Origin of the sequence: Psychrobacter sp. AOP30-A2-5 (assembly GCF_052378115.1) — a bacterium.
Taxonomy (GTDB): Bacteria; Pseudomonadota; Gammaproteobacteria; order Pseudomonadales; family Moraxellaceae; genus Psychrobacter.
The window spans coordinates 1-19,869 of record NZ_JBQSXK010000007.1 but is presented as its reverse complement, the minus strand read 5'-3'; the positions used below and the strand labels follow the sequence as shown (position 1 = coordinate 19,869).

At 41.8% G+C, this 19,869-nt stretch carries 15 protein-coding genes and 4 tRNA genes; 12 read left to right on the top strand and 7 right to left on the bottom strand.

Translation table 11 applies throughout. From position 1 onward, the window contains the following. Positions 1-204: 204 nt before the first annotated feature. On the top strand, positions 205-1,020 hold the full coding sequence (locus ACT3S4_RS06885) for a BPSS1780 family membrane protein (RefSeq protein WP_443559695.1): 816 nt from the start codon (positions 205-207) through the stop codon (positions 1,018-1,020). A 118-nt stretch (positions 1,021-1,138) separates the two neighbouring features. Here the strand turns inward: ACT3S4_RS06885 and ACT3S4_RS06880 are convergent, their stop codons facing one another. After that, the gene (locus ACT3S4_RS06880; protein ID WP_250163710.1) at positions 1,139-1,474 is read right to left on the bottom strand and encodes a hypothetical protein; all 336 of its coding nucleotides are present in this window, start codon (positions 1,472-1,474) and stop codon (positions 1,139-1,141) included. Between the two features lie 209 nt (positions 1,475-1,683). Here ACT3S4_RS06880 and ACT3S4_RS06875 point away from each other — a divergent pair, with 209 nt between their 5' ends. After that, a complete protein-coding gene (locus tag ACT3S4_RS06875) occupies positions 1,684-2,985 on the top strand; it encodes a right-handed parallel beta-helix repeat-containing protein (protein ID WP_201552941.1) in 1,302 nt (433 codons plus the stop codon). Positions 2,986-3,050: 65 nt separating this feature from the next. Here the strand turns inward: ACT3S4_RS06875 and ACT3S4_RS06870 are convergent, their stop codons facing one another. The 3 genes from ACT3S4_RS06870 to ACT3S4_RS06860 all read right to left on the bottom strand — a co-directional run bounded on the left by ACT3S4_RS06870 (position 3,051) and on the right by ACT3S4_RS06860 (position 6,091). Next, positions 3,051-3,836, bottom strand: coding sequence for an SDR family NAD(P)-dependent oxidoreductase (locus tag ACT3S4_RS06870; RefSeq protein ID WP_444760779.1), 786 nt, complete (start codon positions 3,834-3,836; stop codon positions 3,051-3,053). A 294-nt stretch (positions 3,837-4,130) separates the two neighbouring features. Further along, complete coding sequence (locus tag ACT3S4_RS06865; RefSeq protein ID WP_444760778.1) at positions 4,131-4,679, bottom strand: hypothetical protein; 549 nt, start codon at positions 4,677-4,679, stop codon at positions 4,131-4,133. A gap of 251 nt (positions 4,680-4,930) precedes the next feature. Beyond that, positions 4,931-6,091: a hypothetical protein gene (locus ACT3S4_RS06860; RefSeq protein ID WP_201552955.1), complete on the bottom strand. Its 1,161-nt coding sequence runs from the start codon at positions 6,089-6,091 to the stop codon at positions 4,931-4,933. Positions 6,092-6,183: 92 nt separating this feature from the next. Here ACT3S4_RS06860 and ACT3S4_RS06855 point away from each other — a divergent pair, with 92 nt between their 5' ends. Further along, positions 6,184-6,960 (top strand): hypothetical protein, encoded by a 777-nt coding sequence (locus tag ACT3S4_RS06855; RefSeq protein ID WP_201502018.1) that lies wholly within the window; start codon positions 6,184-6,186, stop codon positions 6,958-6,960. Positions 6,961-6,997: 37 nt separating this feature from the next. Here ACT3S4_RS06855 and ACT3S4_RS06850 read toward each other — a convergent pair whose 3' ends face one another. From ACT3S4_RS06850 to ACT3S4_RS06840, 3 genes are all read right to left on the bottom strand, one after another. Then, a complete protein-coding gene (locus ACT3S4_RS06850) occupies positions 6,998-7,789 on the bottom strand; it encodes a WG repeat-containing protein (RefSeq protein WP_201502019.1) in 792 nt (263 codons plus the stop codon). Between the two features lie 122 nt (positions 7,790-7,911). Next, positions 7,912-10,902: a DNA polymerase I gene (gene polA / locus ACT3S4_RS06845; RefSeq protein WP_406947485.1), complete on the bottom strand. Its 2,991-nt coding sequence runs from the start codon at positions 10,900-10,902 to the stop codon at positions 7,912-7,914. 197 nt (positions 10,903-11,099) lie between these two features. Next, positions 11,100-11,513 (bottom strand): organic hydroperoxide resistance protein, encoded by a 414-nt coding sequence (locus ACT3S4_RS06840; RefSeq protein ID WP_109591048.1) that lies wholly within the window; start codon positions 11,511-11,513, stop codon positions 11,100-11,102. Positions 11,514-11,792: 279 nt separating this feature from the next. Here ACT3S4_RS06840 and ACT3S4_RS06835 point away from each other — a divergent pair, with 279 nt between their 5' ends. The 9 genes from ACT3S4_RS06835 to ACT3S4_RS06795 all read left to right on the top strand — a co-directional run bounded on the left by ACT3S4_RS06835 (position 11,793) and on the right by ACT3S4_RS06795 (position 19,382). Continuing rightward, a complete protein-coding gene (locus ACT3S4_RS06835) occupies positions 11,793-12,716 on the top strand; it encodes a hypothetical protein (protein WP_444760777.1) in 924 nt (307 codons plus the stop codon). A gap of 188 nt (positions 12,717-12,904) precedes the next feature. After that, positions 12,905-14,500 (top strand): peptide chain release factor 3, encoded by a 1,596-nt coding sequence (locus ACT3S4_RS06830; protein WP_109591053.1) that lies wholly within the window; start codon positions 12,905-12,907, stop codon positions 14,498-14,500. Between the two features lie 213 nt (positions 14,501-14,713). Next, positions 14,714-15,568, top strand: coding sequence for an RsiV family protein (locus tag ACT3S4_RS06825; protein WP_109591055.1), 855 nt, complete (start codon positions 14,714-14,716; stop codon positions 15,566-15,568). A gap of 123 nt (positions 15,569-15,691) precedes the next feature. Next, on the top strand, positions 15,692-16,846 hold the full coding sequence (locus ACT3S4_RS06820; RefSeq protein ID WP_109591056.1) for an FHA domain-containing protein: 1,155 nt from the start codon (positions 15,692-15,694) through the stop codon (positions 16,844-16,846). Positions 16,847-17,123: 277 nt separating this feature from the next. After that, a complete protein-coding gene (locus ACT3S4_RS06815) occupies positions 17,124-18,620 on the top strand; it encodes an anthranilate synthase component I family protein (protein ID WP_444760776.1) in 1,497 nt (498 codons plus the stop codon). Between the two features lie 183 nt (positions 18,621-18,803). Then, positions 18,804-18,879, top strand: a tRNA-Thr gene (locus ACT3S4_RS06810). A 67-nt stretch (positions 18,880-18,946) separates the two neighbouring features. Further along, positions 18,947-19,030: transfer RNA gene (locus tag ACT3S4_RS06805), tRNA-Tyr, on the top strand. Positions 19,031-19,114: 84 nt separating this feature from the next. After that, positions 19,115-19,188: transfer RNA gene (locus ACT3S4_RS06800), tRNA-Gly, on the top strand. A 119-nt stretch (positions 19,189-19,307) separates the two neighbouring features. Further along, positions 19,308-19,382 (top strand) — tRNA-Thr (locus tag ACT3S4_RS06795). Positions 19,383-19,869: the final 487 nt, after the last annotated feature.

Below are 19,869 nucleotides of genomic sequence, written 5' to 3'. Positions count from 1 at the left end.
AATTGAATTTGTAAGTTATAAAAAAATACCGGACATCATGTTCGGTATTTTTTTGACTAAATGATTTTAATGAATTTGATTAAAATAGAATAAAGTTGGGATTTTTGGTGACTGATATGTAAAACTATGCCAAATAAACTTTTGTTTCATTGTCATTGTCATTGTTAATTTTACGTTTGCTTAACTTTATTTTTGAGGATAAACATGTCCAGCTCCAATTATTCACAACCCTCTGTGTCTCTACAAAAACCTAACGGTCAACCACCGAACTTACCGCCTACTGACGAGTATGGCGGCCTATTACCGCAGTTATTGGTAGAACCTCGAATGTGCCAAGCAGGCTGGGGTATAAATTGGATTACCAAAGCATTTGCAATATTTAAAGATCAATTTTTATTATGGTTAGCTATTGGTGTTGTTTATTTAATCATTGCTATGATTGGTAGTAGCGTACCCGTGATAAATTTCATTTTCCCCTTTCTTTCCTTTGTTTTTGTTGGTGGAATAATAAAAGGTTGTGCCGATCAAGCTGTAGGCAACGAGCTGAGATTTGACCATCTTTTTTCAGCCTTTTATACGCATCTCAAGCCATTAGTTATTTTATTCGTCTTGTATTTAGTGGCTGTTATTGTTGCAATGATACCTATGCTGATTATATTCGGTGGTATGGCTTTGTCTTTAGCTCAGGAGTCAAGTGACATTGCGATTGCAGGTATGGTATTGAGTGTTTTATTGGTTTTTGTACTATTATTTCCTGTACTTATGGCTATCTGGTTTGCACCTGCTTTAATTGTGCTTCACAACATTGAGCCTGTTCAGGCAATGAAAATGAGTTTTAAAGGGTGTTTAAAAAATATCTTACCATTTTTCGTTTTTTGGTTGATTGCTCCTATAATAATGATATTGATGGTAGTTTTTACACTAGGGCTAGGTATGTTAGCACTGCTTCCAATAGGTATGATTACCTACTACACCAGTTACCGAGATGTTTGGACAGATCAGCCATTGTCAGCGCTATAGTTGGTTGCTCAACAGACCCTGATATCAGAAGTACGGTAAGCACAATAAAAAAGCACGCTCGATATAACGGGCGTGCTTTTTTGTTATGAGAGAGCTTTTTTATCATGAAAGAGCGTGGTTAAAAATCGTCATCATTACTACGTTCCGCCGCGTCTCTATCAGCGATATCGACAATATCTGGATAATCGCTGTCATCCAAATTATCGTCCACTAGTACTTCATCGATTCGCGATTCGTCTATATTTTGATGATGCATGGGTGTCAGCCCTTGAATCGCATCACTGCCGGCTTGCGAGTTGTCAAATCCTGCGCTATTGTCAATGACATCATCATTATCAATGGTATGCAACATAGGGTCAGCCAAATCAATTTCTTGGCTGTTATTATTGACGTCCGTATCACCTTCAATGTGATCCATTGCTTCTGGTAATGGGCTTTTTGAATTGTCCATCATAGTTTCCTCATTATTGATAGTTATTATTAATGGATGTGACTGATTTATTTATTAAGATTTATTTATTAAGATTTATTTATTAAAAGCATTGTGATTTTATTAAAAACATTGTGACGTGTTATGACGCTTGCTAATAGTAGTAAGGTGTCACAGGATGTTCAAAAAATGTAAGACAAGTACAAGATAGACATAAAAATAGGAAATATACGATGGTATCAAGTAGTAGGTTGTTCGTCACAATATCCTTAATCAGTGCCACAATAGGTTTGACGGCTTGTGAAGGTGTACCTTTTTCTGGTAGCAGCGCCCATAGCAGCTTGGATAAGGCTGATTTAAAACAGCCGTTAATTATCGATGCCAAACTGCCAAAAGCCACGACAATCATAGACTGCGCACAATTAACGCCGAAGCAAATAGTTAAGGTAAAAGGTCACAGCGTACTCAGTGCAAGCTGTGATTTGACAGCCAAGTCGATACGCTTTGAGTTGAATGATTCGCACAGCTCTCTCGACTGTCAGGGCGCACTACTCAGTACTCGCGCTGATGATGCATCAAAGGTTAGCGCAATTATGATTAAGCCCAAAACAGATAGTGCTATCGAAGATATTACCGTTGCCAATTGTCATGTGGATGGCTATGGTCATGCGTTACATATTCGCCAATATAGCCAGCCCAATCAGCGTTATGCGCGCGGCTTGATAGACCCTGCTGCCAATCGTGCGCTTGCACCAAGCGATATTCGTGTGATTAATGTGAGTAGTCAAAACAGTATCAATAGTGGCATGTTCGTCGGCGATCATGTGCATGGCGTAAGCTTTGATAAAGTACGTATTCAAAACTCAGGTACTGTTGGGCTATATTTAGAATTTGGTAGCCGCGATAATGTGATTCAAAATTCGGTGTTTGTCGGTAATGGTTTCCGTACCTTTAAGCCCAATCGTGAGGCCATTGCCGTGGATTCGTCGAGCAATAACCGTATCGAAAACAATCAATTTATCCATAATGGGGCAGGCAGTATTTTGCTGTATCGCAATTGCTTTGAGCATGCTGATGATCGGGCGCGTGGCAATCACTTTAAGCGTACCGAGTCGAGCCGTGACAATATGATTCGTGGCAATACTTTTAACGACGAGCCAGTCGGGGTTTGGGTGGCGTCAAGACAGTCGCGCAATCTAAAAGGTTTTGAATGCGGTGCTTATTTGCTGAAGCAAACGCCATTTGCCAGCTATCATTTAGACAGCGCTAAGGACAATCAGATCATCGATAATCGATTTGAGCAAGTCGAGCAGGGCATTATCGTGGAGGACGATGGCACGCTAATAGCTGGTAATCAATTCGCTGCTGATGTGAACTTACCGATTAGCGTTGGTTCTGAAATTCGGGAAGACAGCGCAGCAGGGGCGATAAAAGAAACGGTTATCAGCAACAATGCTTTTATCGATAAGACCACTGAGCAAGCCATAAAAATTCGTGAGGCAAGCAAAACGGCTACTCATATTGAGCAGCCGTAAGTGTGGTTGTATATTAAATAAGCGTTACCGGTTAATAACAGTATAACGAATAGGTGATGTTGTTATTAAGCACCAACCTTGGTATTGACCCAGCGGATTACAGAATCTGGCGTGACTTGCGAGACTGCTTGAAAGAGTTTTGCTGGCATGCCCACAGAGTAATGCGTACTTTTGAGTTTACGATTGGGACTGGTCGTCAATTTACACAATGTTTTGGCGACATCGTTGACCGTTAGATGGATGCCCAAGCGATCCATACTGGTCACTTCGATATCGGCAGTCATGTCAGATTTGACCCACAGCGGCATCACATCGATCACCTTGATACCCAATTTTTCGTACTCAATATTAAGGCCTTCTGTGAGACCTCGCACAAAAAACTTACTGGCCGCATAAGTCGCAACTTCGGGTTGACCATAGATAGCAGAAGCAGAGGACACATTGATAATTTTGCCGTCTTTGCTATCAGCCAGATAAGGCGCCAGTTTATGACAGCCAATCAAAACACCTTTACAGTTGACGTCAATTAAAGCCAGTTGCTCATCTAGATTGGTCGTTGGTAATGCGCCACTGACCAGCACCCCAGCATTATTAATGAGTACATCAATACCACCGAAATGTTCAATCATTTGCTTGATCGCATTGTCCCACGAATCAGGCTGGGTGACATCCAGCTGACCTGTAATAATACGCTGTTGTTTGACGGCTTTCTTAAAAGATTTGTCTTTAATGGCGCTTTCAAGTGTGGCAGTATTGGTCGCAAATAACCCAATATGATGACCTTTTTCCGCCAGCCTTTTGGCGGTGGCCAAGCCGATACCACGTGATGCGCCTGTAATCAATATATTCATAATAAGTGACTTAATCGTTATTAATCATGAGTAAATCGAGGTCGTATATTAGGATGCTTATCCCTCGGACTTATTATTATAGTCATTCCACTATAATAATATTACTGCGTTAGCCTCGCTTGAAGTATTAAATATACATCTACACTCGGTTGCTTTGTACTGTTTTTAAATTGAACCGACTATAGTATAACAAATTCGTCTAAATGTATTTTGCTAGAGAGTATAACTATTGATGTAGAGCGCATGGTAATTAATATAATGAGCAGTTATCACTGTTAGCAGAGACACTCTGCGTTAGTGTGAAGCCGTTTGACAATGCAGCTCGCTCGTCTCTTCTGCTTGACAGTCGTACTCGTTTAAGTTTAAGCGCCACAAATAAATCAAGGCAATGCCATAAATAGCAGTCTCTGACAGCTCTTCTGTAATGACGCCCAAAGCTTCGGGAATCATAATGGCGTTTTCGCCCATATATTCTAATAATGCCAAGGCGGCGACGCTAAAATACAAAGAAACGGGTACTTTTTTTAATATTACCCAAAGATAACGCCATGAATAAGCCAATAAACCAACGATCAGCAGATAAACGATGGTCAGGACGAGGTCTTCCCACCAGTCATAAGAATGGCTGAACAACATAAAGTCAGTGGGAACCAATAAGTCTGGTAGATAATTTAACTCACGGCGTATCACAGCAAAGAATACCAGCACCGCTGCCAACCAAAAAGCTCGAATCTGTTTAAACGTATTTGTGGCAGAGCTCTGTCGTAAATACTGCACGCAACGTAGCAGACAGGCGAATAAAATAATAATGCCAGGGATTTCGATGATGCCATCTGAACTCAAAATAAAAACCTCCTGATTTTTTAAAATAAAAAAAGTGAGCACAAAGGCTCACTTTAGACCGAAATTTATTTAATTACAGGTAACGTAATAGACCGCTATTATAACGCCAATGTCAGCGCTATAACGTTATTTAATATAACTAATGAGTCATATGTCATTGTTAATACAAGCAAACAAATGCTCTTTGTTGTGCACATTGCTATCGGCTATTTATACCTATGATGATACAACCAATTCAATAGATAGTAGGGTTAAAATAAGGCTTCCATCCGTAATAATGCTGACGGGTAATGGTCCTTATCCGCTGTTTTATCATTGTAATAATTTAGCTCTGTTTGTACATAAAGCCACTCTCGCCAGACAGGTTGGCGGTAGCTTATAGCAGGGCCATAGCTGTTTAATGTTGATTTATCATGGTCAAAGTAACCGCCAGTAGAGACACCATAAGCCAACTGTTTTTCATTGCCCAAATAGTGCACTTGTCTGAGGTCGTTGCTCCAGACTGTGCTTTCTTCATTGTCTTGATTGCGATAACGGATGGCGGTGCGATTATTGATGAACCGCTCAGCATTTGTGCCATATTGCAGATTTAGCCCGCCTTTTGCATAGTGCTCACTATCGAGTCCATAACGATAGTAACTATCACTAGTGACAGTCCATTTTTTATTGTCATACCAGTCTTTATCGGCGCTCACTTTTACGTATAAGTCATCGAGCGAGCGAACCCCGACATCGATATCTGTTTTGACCCCTAACTGCTGCTCAACCTCATGACTAAAACGTGACCAACGTAGGGCGATAGAACCATTGTCTTCCCGCGTTTTTCTTCTGTTGACGAGTCCATCTTGGTTACTGGTACTTGCTTGGTAAGTATCGCCCGTCACATTCTGTTTTAAGAAGGTATCTTCATCCAAATCCTCATCACCGATAATCAGACTTAATCTTTTTTCTAACACTGGCAATCGTAAGCGGCCGCGAATCCTAGGTTCAACGCTCACGTCACTGCCTGATTGTGGATCGTTGACCCAGCGGGTATCTAGTACAACTCGTAAACTGGCTTTGGCTGGTTTTTTGGGATCCGGTTCGCCGAACCAACCGTCCATTTTGTGTGCCCATTCATGCAGTTGCTCTTGGACCTCTTCACGGCGTTCGTCCGTCCAATTTTGTGCTCCTTGTACTGATGGAGCAGACTGCTCGGCAGTTGTTTCGGTAGGTTGAGATCGATAACCAAATTGATTGAGGTTTTCATCTCGATTAGAGTTAGCATCATGATATAACGAAGCCGTGTCAGATTTTAGCGGTTCGACTTTCGGCTCTGTGGTAGACGTAGTATCCGCCCATGCTTGCGTGCATAAACTTAAGCTGGCAAGTGTGTAAAGGGTAATGGTATTGAGATTTGCTGGTTTAATCATGGAGAGCTTCAATTACTTTGGGTAGCTAAAAAGGACAAACAAAAGTATTATGCCATAGGTCGTTAAGCACATACATATAGAGGCGCTATTATATGAAAGTTTTAATCATTGTAAGCTTGTTTCTGATGGTCTTGCCTTCAGCACATGCTGAAATATCTCTTGATGCTAGGCAAGCTGTTGAAAAAATTATGAGTGTTTATTACAGTTCAAGCTATGATAAGTTGCGTGGTTGTACCTTATATGATGAGGGCTCAGAAACCTATTGCCTCGCTCCTAAGCATTATGAATTTAAAAACATCGAGGGAGTAGATACTTTATATGTATTGGTTTCTGGTGATACGGTGGAAGATGGTGCACGAGTGACACCAGGACTTGGCGGTTTATTTATACTTTATAAATTAGGCAATTCTTGGGTCGTCTCTGCAAGCAGTCCTTATATAAAAAATGGCGGAGCGGGTAGAAGTCAGCTGATAGATTTTGATTTAAGAGAAGTGGGTGCTGATAGGTACGGTTGGGTAGGTAAGTTTTGTGGCTCCGGTGCAGGTGGTCAAACCAATTGTTCTTGGAGTATGTACGCTGCTATGACAAGTGGTAAAGTCGAAGAAGTGGCAAGATTGGATTTAGATTATTCGTATGAGCTTATGAGTAAACCGTCATATGGTGAAGCTGAAAGTGATGTTAGTATCAATACAGGTGGGGTTATGACTCAAGGCTTTTATCCCTTAAAAGTCACTGTCAATTACGAACACGGTCTTTATGATAACAACTACGAGCCAATACCCTCTAGTCTGGATAAAGGTACAGATAGCTTTATTGTAGAGTTCAACGAGCAGACACAGATGTTTAACTTGCCAGATGATAAAAGTTAAGATGAAAAATTCTTATTATCTTTAGCGGTTACTGTATTTATCTTTGTCTATCGAGTATCACTTCAGGCATCGTGTCAAGATAGCTGCTAACAGCTAAGCGATCACCATTTGAATCAAAATAATAAAAATTATTGCCTTTCAAAAACTTAAAAGTATCTATGTAATAATTATCAATGAAAATAGGCATGTCATACTCCGTAGGGACGATTATTTTATTATCTTTATTTATCATGCCATAACCATTCTCTTTTGCCACGACTGCCAAGCCATTATGAAATGAATCAGCATTCAGATAGTTTAAGGGTACAACAGTCTTTCCACTGCTATCAATATAACCCCACAGTTCATCCTTTCTTACAGGTGCTAGTCCTTCTGAGAAATACCTGATTTCGTCAAACTGATATGGAATAGTAAGTTCGCCAGTATCATTAATAACACCCCATTTACCCTCGTACTCAACAGCCGCCTTACCTTCAGAAAAAGGTCTGACATCATCATATATTATCGGAATAATGACTTGGTTTTTTTTGTTGATGTATCCATGATGTTCATTTTTTTTAACGATGGCGAGTCCATCAGAAAACTCAGCAGTAAAGTTATAACTGAATGGAACGATGATATTGGCTTGTTTATCAATAAAACCATATTTCCCATCTTTCTGAGCACTTGCTAAACCTTCATTAAAGTCACATAGCTCACCCCAACTTACTCCCTTCGACAACTTATATCCTGGCAATAATCCGCATGCTATTACGTAATTGCTTAAAGACAAGCTAAAAGCTAGGATGAGTGTGGTCGATAATTGTTTGATAACGGAATCCTTAGTCATCAACGTCAGCTCCTACGAATTAGATACTATCGATTGGGTATGATATGGGCAATCTAAAGAACAGCCCATATCCTATAAAATAAAAACGTTAGGTCTTGAGCTGTTTTATTCTACAAAAATGCTTAATGTGCCTCATCCCAATTCTCGCCAGCACCCGTCTCAACCAATAAAGGCACGGCAAAATCCACGTTCCAGCCTTTTTCAACAGCAGTGGTCGTTAAGACCTCTTGCATTGCATTGGTAATGAGTTGGCTAATTTCATCTACCTTGTCACTATCCACTTCAAACACCAATTCATCATGGACTTGTAGCAGCATTTTGGCTTGCGCTTTTGGCAGTACTTTATCGACGGCAATCATCGCCAGCTTAATTAAATCAGCCGCTGAGCCTTGTAGTGGCGCGTTAATCGCAGCACGTTCCGCGCCTTGTTTGACCATGCGGTTGCTGTGAGTAATATCAGGCGTGTAGAGCTTACGACCCAATATCGTCTCGACATAGCCTTGCTCGTGAGCACTGGCACGGGTATTGATCATATAGTTTTTGACACCCGGGTAGCGATCAAAATACATATCGATATAATCTTGTGCCTCATTGCGGCTCATTTGCAATTGCTTAGCCAGTCCAAAGGCGCTCATGCCATATAGCAGACCAAAGTTAATGGCTTTGGCATTACGGCGCTCGATCGAGGTTACGTCAGCAACATCCTTGCCAAGTACTTCAGCGGCAGTCGCAGCGTGAATATCTAACCCTTCGTTGAAGGCGTCAGTTAAGTTTTTATCGCCTGAGAAATGTGCCATGAGACGCAATTCAATTTGTGAATAATCCGCCGCCAAAATAACGCGACCTTCTGGGGCGATAAAGGCTTGGCGAATCAAGCGGCCAGTCGCAGTACGAATCGGAATATTTTGTAAATTGGGATCAGTCGAAGACAAACGCCCAGTACTGGTCAGTGCTTGATGATAGCTGGTATGGACGCGATCAGTTTCGCTATCTGCGACATTATCAAGCGCATCGGTATAAGTGCTTTTGAGCTTAGATAGACCGCGATATTCTAAGGTAATATCGACCAATGGATGATCGATTTTTGACAGTACGGCTTCACCAGTAGAGTATTGACCTGATTTGGTCTTTTTGCCACCCGGAACGCCGAGTTTTTCAAATAGCATCTCACCGAGCTGCTTCGGTGAGCCTAAGTTAAACTCTTCACCAGCGACTTCATAAGCACGTTTTTCTAGCGCGATAATTTCTTCATCGAAGCGCTTTGATAACTCGTTTAAAAATGGGCGTTTGATTAAAATGCCGTTTGCTTCCATTTGACAGAGGATTTCGGCGGTTGGGATTTCTAGCTCATTGAGCAATTTGGTATTATTGTCATCATTGGCTAGCTCAACGCTGAACACCTCAAATAGCTGATAAGTAATGTCAGCATCTTCACAAGCATAGTCGCTAGCGATATCGATGGCGACTTGATCAAAGGTGACTTGCTTAGCGCCTTTACCAGCGACATCTTCATAGCTGATGGTTTGGGTTTGTAGATAATGGCGTGCCAAATCATCCATGCCATGACGAGTGATAGCGGCATTAATCACGTAGCTGGCAAGCATGGTATCCATCGCCCAATTATTGGGACGAGCATGAATGCTACCCAATAAATCGATATCATAATGGCTGAGAATATGCGCATCGTATTTTAAATGCTGACCGATTTTACCGATATTTGGGTTTTCTAAGATAGGTTTTAGGCGAGCCAATACGCTATCGCGGTCGAGCTGTTTAGCCGTCAGTTCGTCACCCTCTAGCGCATGTGTCAGTGGTATGTAATAGGCTTCATGCGCTTGTACCGCAAAAGACAAACCGACGATTTGTGCTTGACGCCAATGGACGCTAGTGGTTTCGGTATCAATGACAAAGTGCGGCGCAGACTCTAATAATTCGACTAGACTCTCAAAAGCTGGTTCGTCGAGCACAGTATGCCACGCTCTATCATGCTGTTTGCCGTTTTGGACATTCTCAATACTGCTTGATTGTAGCGATTTAGCGATTTGTGCTTGTGATTCAGCATCTGCTTGGCTACTTGCAACACTTTGTACGCCGTTCCCATTAGCATTGGCTGGATGGTTTGGGTGGTCAAGAGAAGCAAGCTCATTTCTAAACTCAAGCTCGCTATACAGCTCGCGCAATTCATCTATATGAGCACAAGGATTGGTATCGATTTTCAAATCATTCCAGTCTTGACCGATATCTAAGTCTGTGACGATAGTGGCCAGTTTGGCATTGAATGGAATTTCCTCTGCATGCTCAATCAAGCCTTTAGCGCCGCGTCCTTTAATAAAGCCAATATGCTTTAACATATTGTCGATATCACCGTACTCAACGAGTAAGTCTTTAGCGGTTTTTTTACCGATGCCGGGCACGCCTTTAATGCCGTCAGAGGCGTCACCCATCAAGGTTAAAAAATCAATCATTTGATTTGGATTAATACCGAATTTTTCGATGACCGCTTGGGTGTCTGTCACTTTGCCCGTGAAGCTGTCTTCCAATATGACGCAGTCATTGACCAGTTGCATCATGTCTTTATCGCCGGTTGAGATAACCACATGATGACCTTGCTCGACCGCACGGTGCGCCAGTGTGCCGATAATGTCATCCGCTTCTGCACCTTCGATGCGTAACAGTGGAATGCCCAAAGCGGTTACCAAGCGATGGATATAAGGAATTTGCTCCACCAGCTCTATGTCGATGGGCGGACGAGCCGCCTTATAATCAGCAGACATATGATGGCGAAAGGTCGGTGATTTGGTATCAAAACAGACCGCCATATGGGTGGGATGATATCGACGCATCAATTTTAACAGTGCATTGAGCGTGCCACGGATGGCATTCGTTATCAGCCCTTGCGAGTTTTGCATAGTCTTTGGCAAGGCGTGATACGTGCGAAACAGATAATAAGAGCCATCAACCAAAATAAAAGGTGGCTGATTTTTGTCCACGTGACTGGTGTCCATAGTCGCTACGTTGGGCATGGTATCAAAATTTGGTAAGGCTTTAGGGTCAAGCGCTTGATGCGAGTTGTGGTTATTGTCTACGGAGGAGTCGGTCATATGGTCAGTCATAAAGGTCACTTATTATTAGGTATCAGATAGAGTAAATATCAGATAAAACGATGCTTCCATTATAACGATAAAATCAGACCTTGCCGAACTTCTCGATAGTTATGATATTTCTACTGCTGACAGACGCTCATAAAAAAAGAACCCAGTATTCACTGAGTTCTCTTATAGATAAAGCCGACATTGTTATTATTAAAAATCTATCTCACTTCTGAAGTCACTTCACTATCGATATTACCGTGAGTCGCTTTAGAATATGGGCAAACTTTATTGGCTTTTTCGACCAGCTTTTGGAACTCATCCGCTGATAGCTCTGTGTTTTCAGCAGTGACATGAATTTTCACAGCTAATTGAAAATCTAAGCCTTCACCTTTCATTAAATCTACTGATACTTCAGTAGTAGAATCAAACTTTGCTTTTTCTGCCCCTTTGACCGCAGCAAGTGCGCCATCAAAGCAAGCTGCATAGCCCATCGCAAATAACTGCTCTGGATTATTACCGTCTTTATCAGAGCCGGGTGCGACCATATTAATCGTCAAATCACTGTCTTGCAGACTGGCATTACCTGTACGGCCGCCAGTAACTGTTGCTTTGGTGGAATATAGTGTTTTCATAACATATCCTTTGTTGTGAGTTTTTATGTTTAAGCATTAAATTTTGATAGGGGATTCAGCATAACAAACCAGTGCATGAGCAATATAGGTCAGTCGTAAGTATATACTGTGGATTTGTAAGTGAACTGTTAGTAGAATCTTTAGCTGCATTTAACTATCGCAAGAAAAGCTTAATCGCTATAAGTAACAGAAGTATTAATGTAATATAGGAATATAGCTGTAAAAAATAAAGTTATCAAAATAGATGATAAAAAATCTAACCAATAAAGGTCTTATTCGATGAATAAATCAATGGTGTTACCTATTGCACTTTCTTTGCTAACATTTACCCTTGCTGGCTGCGGCGGGGAGGATGATGGTATTTATGGTTCGGGTAGCAGTAAGATTACGCTGACCAGCTTTGACAATAGCTATGATAAGCAAGCGAAAGATAGCGCCATTGCACGCATTGATGAGACCTACCGTACTGGTGAGCGTGAAATCAAGATAAAAAATATCGTTAATAATTATAGTAATCAAGGTTTGAATACTTTGGACAGAACGGTATTGGCAGACAACTTCGAAGGGCGACTGGAAAACAAAAACATTGAAGTTGATAACCGCACTGTCAAACGTCCTATCTATGAAAAAGACAGTAATAACAAGCTAGACTACGAAACCAATTATAAGACGCTTAACTTATCAGGCTTGCAGGCAAACAGTTATAGCGCTGGTACAAACATAAATAACAGTCGCGGTATTCTCACCGACTTAAATAATTATCCTAAGATTCCAGCCAATGCAGAGTTTCCGATAGGCTCTGTTTGCTATATTCCAGTAGTCGAGAGCGAAAGCTCGTTTTTAGCCTTTAACGACAAAAACAAGACGGGATATACATCGCTCGATAAGTGGATTGATGCAGCTGAAAACCGTTTTAGCGATGATAGAGGCTACAGAACCTCTGAGTTTGGTGTAGGCATCGGCAATAAGCAAAAAGCGGCACAAGTGACGTTCTTTGAATACCGGAATCAGCCTGCTTATCAGTACAATGGTGTCGAATATAACGATGACACTGATGATAAAAATGCTATTTATGAAGCAAATTATGTTGCCAAAGGTGTGATGAATCCGAATACCAACAGTATTCGCGGTGTGGTGGATTGTACGATAGTCAATGAAGTCGCAGGAGATTTCTTGGCTGCACAAATCAAACGCTACTATTAATCTTAAAAACGCATCATGTTAAAAAATTGACCAACACTCTCTATTTGACTATCTAGGGAGTGTTTTTTTATGCGCTAATTCTGCACCTTGACGCTAAATCCGCTACAATACGCTCATTATTTATTCTATTTAGTTAGATTACTGTCTAAAAGACAGCCTTTTTGAAGTTAAGGTTGAAGCCAAAAATTATGAGCGTAGATCCAAAGAAATTAAACAAAGAAGTGGCTAAACGCCGTACTTTCGCCATTATCTCGCATCCCGATGCAGGTAAGACCACCATGACTGAAAAGTTACTATTATGGGGTCAGGCAATTCAGGTAGTAGGCGAGGTCAAAGGCCGCAAGACTGATCGCCATGCGACATCAGATTGGATGAGTATGGAGCAAGAGCGTGGTATCTCGATCACCACTTCTGTCATGCAGTTTCCTTATCAAGACCATGTGGTCAATCTATTGGATACACCGGGTCACGCCGATTTTAGTGAAGATACCTATCGCACCTTGACCGCTGTGGATAGCGCGCTGATGATGGTCGATGGTGCTAAAGGGGTCGAAGAGCGAACCATCAAGCTGATGGAAGTCTGCCGCATGCGCGACACGCCAATCATCTCATTTGTTAACAAACTGGATCGTCAAATTCGTGAGCCGCTTGAGCTGCTTAGCGAGATTGAGGCAGTGTTAAAAATTAAATGTATTCCAGTGACTTGGCCGATTGGTATGGGACAAGATTTCGTTGGTGTCTATCATCTGACCGAAAATAAGACCTACCTTTATGAAAAAGGTAATGGCGGCAAGATGACAGTCTCTGAGACCCGCGCGGGCTATGATTATCCAGATATCCGTGAGCGTTTGGGTCAATTGATGTTTGATGCCTTCGAAGAGTCACTTGAGCTGGTACAAATGGCGTTAGAAGAATTTAGCGTTGAGGCGTTCTTAGCGGGCGAGATGACGCCAGTATTGTTCGGTACAGCATTGGGCAACTTTGGCGTAAACATGGTACTTGATACCTTGATCAAATATGCACCGCCACCCAAGTCGCATCCAACCAATGAGCGTGAAGTAGCGGCAATAGAGACGGATTTTAGTGGTTTTGTCTTTAAAATTCAGGCCAATATGGACCCACGCCATCGTGATCGCATTGCATTTTTACGCGTGTGTTCAGGCAAGTATGAAAAAGGCATGAAGCTAAAGCATGTACGTTTGGGTAAAGACGTACGTATTGCCGATGCACTGACCTTTTTGGCAGGGGACCGCGAAGCGTTAGAAGAAGCGTATCCGGGTGATATCATCGGTTTGCATAATCACGGCACCATCTCTATCGGTGACAGTTTTACCGAAGGCGAAGAGCTGAACTTTACGGGTATTCCGCATTTCGCGCCCGAATTGTTCCGTCGTGTCATTCTAAAAGATCCGCTCAAATCAAAAGCCTTGCAAAAAGGGCTACAGCAGCTAAGCGAAGAGGGCGCGACACAGGTCTTTATGCCGCAGATTAACAACGATTTAATCTTAGGTGCGGTTGGTGTACTACAGTTTGAAGTGGTCGCGCATCGTCTCAAAGAAGAGTACAAAGTACAGTGTATCTTTGAGCCGGTATCGATTGCCACCGTACGCTGGATTCATTGTGATGATGAAGTGGCATTAGCGAAATTCAAACGTAAAGCTCATGACCAGTTGTCGCTAGATGGTGGTGGTTATTTAACGTATCTTGCCCCATCACGGGTCAACTTACAGCTGATGCAAGATCGCTATCCAGAAGTCACTTTTAGTAATACTCGTGAGCATTAAAATCCATCATTTCACGAGTTAGTTTATCTTTTAAGACACGCCAGCCGTGTCTTTTTTATTAGCTTAGATTTAGGCATTAAACGAGAGAGGGTAGGTAGCTATTCGTTAGCAGGAGACAGCAAAACCCTAAAAACACAAACAGTGTTCCTACAATACATCGTCATTGTTACGGTAGAATATCAAGTAACATCTTATGTTTATAAAAGAGGATATATGAACGCTGCGAATCAAATTGATATCAATCAGCCAACAATGAATCCACATTTATCGATGACAGCAAGTCGTAGTCGTCTGCTGAGACTGCTTGCCGGCAGTTTACTGCTAGGTAGCATCGCCATGCCTGCAAATGCAGGTAATCTCATCAGTAGTACGGATTATCTAGAATATGAGCTGCCTAAAAAAGTGCAAGCACAGTGTATTGAGCGCGATAATTGTCCAGAGATTGACATCAAATATCTGAAGACCAATCACGGTTGGATCAATGATATCGCCAATGCGCGTATTAATAATTTAGTCGTCAATAGTAAACCGACTGAATCTGCGCCTATCAAAACGAACGTCAATCAGACAATGGTGAAAGCCGCCATTGATGACTTTGCCAGCTCACAGTTCATAGATATGCCAGAGGGCAGTTCATGGGCTTATAGCCTAATGGTAACGCCTGAGTATTTAGGTCATGTCAGTGATTTTGAATTGTTTGAAATCAATACTTATGTCTTTACTGGTGGCGCTCATGGCATGCCTTATAGCGAATACTTGATATTTGACCTTGGCACCAAAAAACAAGTCACGCTTGAGGATATGCTTCAATCAGGCAAGGAATCACGTTTTAAAGCGCTTGCTTATGATGCTTATAAAACGTGGGTCAAAACGGTTGACGACGATGTCAGTAGTTATGAGAAAAACTGGCCATTTACCTTAAGTGACAATGTGACACTGACGGATAAAGGCATCGATATTCGTTATCAGCATTACGCTATCGGCCCATATGCCTACGGTATGCCGGTACTTAGTATTCCGTACAGTAAGCTCGACGGTGTCATAAAGCCGCACTTTATACCTAAATAGTTCGGATGGTCATTGCATAACTTATTACGGTTTATATTAAAAAAATCGTAAAATCTCTTAAAAAATTGGCAATGATTTATCTAAAACCATTTGAAATTTAATAAAAGAATAAGGAGTTACCGCATGACGAACAATACAGATAGTATGAAGGCGACAGTCGACACAGAGACTTGGCAACTTAATGCATTAACAGAAGCGCTTGGTGACCTAACGTTGACGGTCAATGACAGCCTGTCTGTTGGTCGTGGCAGCGACAATGACGTGGTACTTGGTAGCAAGCAAGTATCGCGTAATCATGCGGTGTTAAGCGTCTTAGATGGTCGATTGTATGTCAAAGATTTAGACTCGTCGAACGGTACATTTATCAACGAGCAGCGTATCGACGGTAATACATCGAGCCTTTTACAAGTAGATGATACCATTGGATTTGCCAGTTTCAGCTTTCAGGTAAACGCGCCACTTGCTGCCACAGATACTGATGTATTAGCGCCCGTAGCAGTACAGGATTCAGTGGCTAAGACTGAGACCGTGGTTGCTGAAACGACTGCCGAAACACAGGCTGTCGAAGACTTGACGGTGAGTGAACCTGTTATTCATGAATCAGTGGCAAAAGAGCCGATTGTGAAACAAACGGGCATCGAATATATTCTGCCTGTGATAGCTGATGTGAAGACAGTACCTGTTGATACCGCCTCGGATAGAGTAGCAGACTCAGTAGGGGTAACTGAGACCAGTGTTAATGAAACAGTTGAACCAGTCTTACAGGAGCCGATTGTCAAACAAACGGGCATCGATGAAGTCTTAACGGCTATAGATAATACCGTGTCTAACACAACTGAAGCGGCACCAGTCGCTGCTGCAACTGTAGCAGATGCACAACCTGCTGTAAGTCAGCCAGAAGTCGTCGCAGCGACAGAGGCGGCACCGACAGCACCTGCTCATGATACGTCATTAGTAGAGCAGTCAGCTGTACATGAAAAGCCAGCAGTTGAATCAGAGCATGACAAAACGACTAAAACTGCTCTACAAGAAGAAGCAGATCCCGATATTCTACGAGCCAAGCAGGCGGCAACAGCACAATTTTCTGGCACTGCCAATCTAGGTCAATCTCGTGATCTTGGGACAGAAGGTAATAATGCGATGGATCAGACTATCAGTAATCCAGCCAATGCAAGACAGGCAGAGAAAAAACCAAGCGGTGGTTGGTTTATTTGGGTGTTTATTGCCATTCTAATTATCGGATTGGCGCTATGGCTATTTAATATGGGCGGCGTATAATTGACGCATGTAAACGATGATGGCACGCATCTAGCCATCGACTAATGAGTCCGTTGTATGACAGTGAATTAATGTTAGAGAGCTTTGATATTAGCCTTTGAACATTGCCGCCTAGTCAGTCGTCAAATATTAGCTGACTAAGAACATTGCTAATTACAATACGTCATTTTATAGCGTCAACATTCGATAGAGTGTTGACGCTATATTGCATTTATATGCTTATTATCATTTTTACTGTTCCTATCTTTTGCCAATATTTTGCTAAGAGAGCTTCACTATGATGACTTTTGAAGAATACCAAGCTTTTAAAGACCGTGGCTTTAGTCATGCTCCACTGATAAAAAAACGTCTAATGGACGCACAGACACCAGTATCTGTATTTTCTAAAGTACGTGATTTAAGCGGCTCTGCATATTTATTTGAGTCTGTCGTAGGCGGGGAGCGTTGGGCACGATATTCGATGATTGGTTTAGGTAGTGATCTCATTTTGCAGTATGCCGATGGTAATATGACCGTCAAAAAAAATGACCATACCGATGTCGATGCAGTCGCTGACCCGTTTGACTATATTCGTCAGCTAATGGCGCAGTATAAGATGCCAACAGTCGAGGATATTGCAACGCTACCGAGCTTTAGCGGCGGCTTAGTAGGTTACTTTGGCTATGACATGGTGAGGGTTATCGAGCCAAGCGTGGGTTTGTCAGACGCCCCCAATCCGATGACAATGCCGGATATGTGGCTGATGCTGTCAATGAGCGTGATTGTTTTTGACAGTTTAGAAAATACGTTATCTATCATCGTTTATGCTGATTGTCACACTGAAGATGGCTATAGCAATGCCATCCGCGAACTAGAAAAAATTGAAGAAAAACTGGCAGAAATGCCAAATCTGAGCGCACCCGTAATGCCAACGCCGACATTTACCTCACAAACAGGCGCGCAGAAATATTGTCATGATGTCAATAAAATAAAGGATTACATTTTAGCAGGCGATGTCATGCAAGTCGTTCCTGCGCAGCGTTTGACGGCCGATTATACTGGCGACTCATTAGCAGTTTATCGTGCCCTACGATTCTTAAATCCATCGCCTTATCTGTTTCTGGTGCATGGTTACACCCTCGATGATCACAAGCGTTTCGACATTATTGGAGCATCCCCTGAGATATTATCACGTATCGAAAATGGCAAAGTGACGGTACGACCATTGGCGGGTACTCGTAGACGCGGACAAAATGAAGCGGAAGATTTAGCGCTTGAAAAAGAGCTGCTGAGTGATAAAAAAGAGATCGCCGAGCACTTGATGCTTATCGATTTGGGTCGTAATGATATTGGCCGCGTTTGTGAATATGGCAGTGTCAAAGTCACCGAAAAAATGTTTGTCGAGCGTTACTCGCAAGTGATGCACATTGCTTCTAATGTTGAAGGGACGATATTGCCCAATAAGGATGCGTTGGATGTTTTTTGTGCGACGTTCCCCGCTGGTACGCTATCAGGTGCACCCAAAATACGCGCCATGCAAATCATTGACGAGATAGAGCCAGTCCGCCGAACGGTATTTGGCGGCTCAGTCGGTTATCTGGGCTGGCATGGCAACATGGATACCGCCATTGCTATTCGTACTGCCGTGATGCGCCGTGGTAAAATTCATATCCAAGCGGGCGCTGGGGTGGTCGCTGACTCTATTCCAGAAGCAGAGTGGGAAGAGACCAACAAAAAAGCATTGGCGTTGGTCAAAGCGGTAAAAATGGCGTGTAATGGTTTACGGATTCGCTAGGGACTCCAGTCATAAAAACACAGTATGCGGTTATTGTGGAAAAATAGCCTATTTTTTTATTTAAAAAAACATCATTACAATCAATTAGTTATATTTTTTTATTGAAATAATCATAAAAAAGGCAAAAAAGGGCTTGCGTCTTTCAAAAAATTTGATAGAATAGCCACCACTTTAAGAGAACAAGCCGACTTAGCTCAGTTGGTAGAGCAACTGACTTGTAATCAGTAGGTCGCCAGTTCGATCCCGGCAGTCGGCACCATCTCTCTTAAAGTAGCTTTTTATGAATCTGTCTTAAACTAAAGTCATTTTTGTTTAAAGCAAACTAAGGTGGGATTGGGGAGCGGTCAAACCCAACAGACTGTAAATCTGTCGCGAAAGCTTCGAAGGTTCGAATCCTTCTCCCACCACCATATTTTTTAAAGTTTGTCATAGCGCCAAGCATACTCTTTATACTTAATAACTCTCGATTAGAGTCTTCTTAAATAAGAGTAATTGCGGGTGTGGTATAATGGTAACACCTTAGCCTTCCAAGCTAATGACGCGGGTTCGATTCCCGCCACCCGCTCCATATATACAACATCGCAAAGATTATCAATAAATCATCACGACAGTCAGTTTTAGTATTGCTGTATCGTGATATTTTTTTTAGTAAATCCATAAGTTATTTTTTGTGGTTATTAAAAACATGCTCATATAGCTCAGCGGTAGAGCACTCCCTTGGTAAGGGAGAGGTCTTGAGTTCAATTCTCAATATGAGCTCCATTTATTGTTTAAACCTCTTGTGTTTGCTTTGCCATATTTAAACAGTTTGTGACGATATCGAAATTACAAAATATTGAAAATTATAAATTACAGTGTAGCAAATAATATTTAAGGGTGACACTGAGGTGTTGCCTTTTAGTGCTGTCAATTTATTAAGTTACTAATACATGAGTAATTATATAAAATTATTTAAGATAAAAGTATCTAGGTTCGGCAGGCTCCAATATTATTAATGATTTACACTAAGATAAAGTAGTGCAACAGCGATAATGTATAATATCTTGCAATGTTGACTAGATTAAAAAATACGTATAATGCTTAAACTTATGTGTGCAGCATTGAAATGCATAATCTGAGCACATATATACAGTCGTAAAGTGATCCAACAGTTTTAGTAGATAAGCCATAGCGTCAACGGTTTGATGGTTCTGTATGCATCATGAGCCGTCAAACAGCTATTCACCGATCTTTGATTGATAAAGATTCA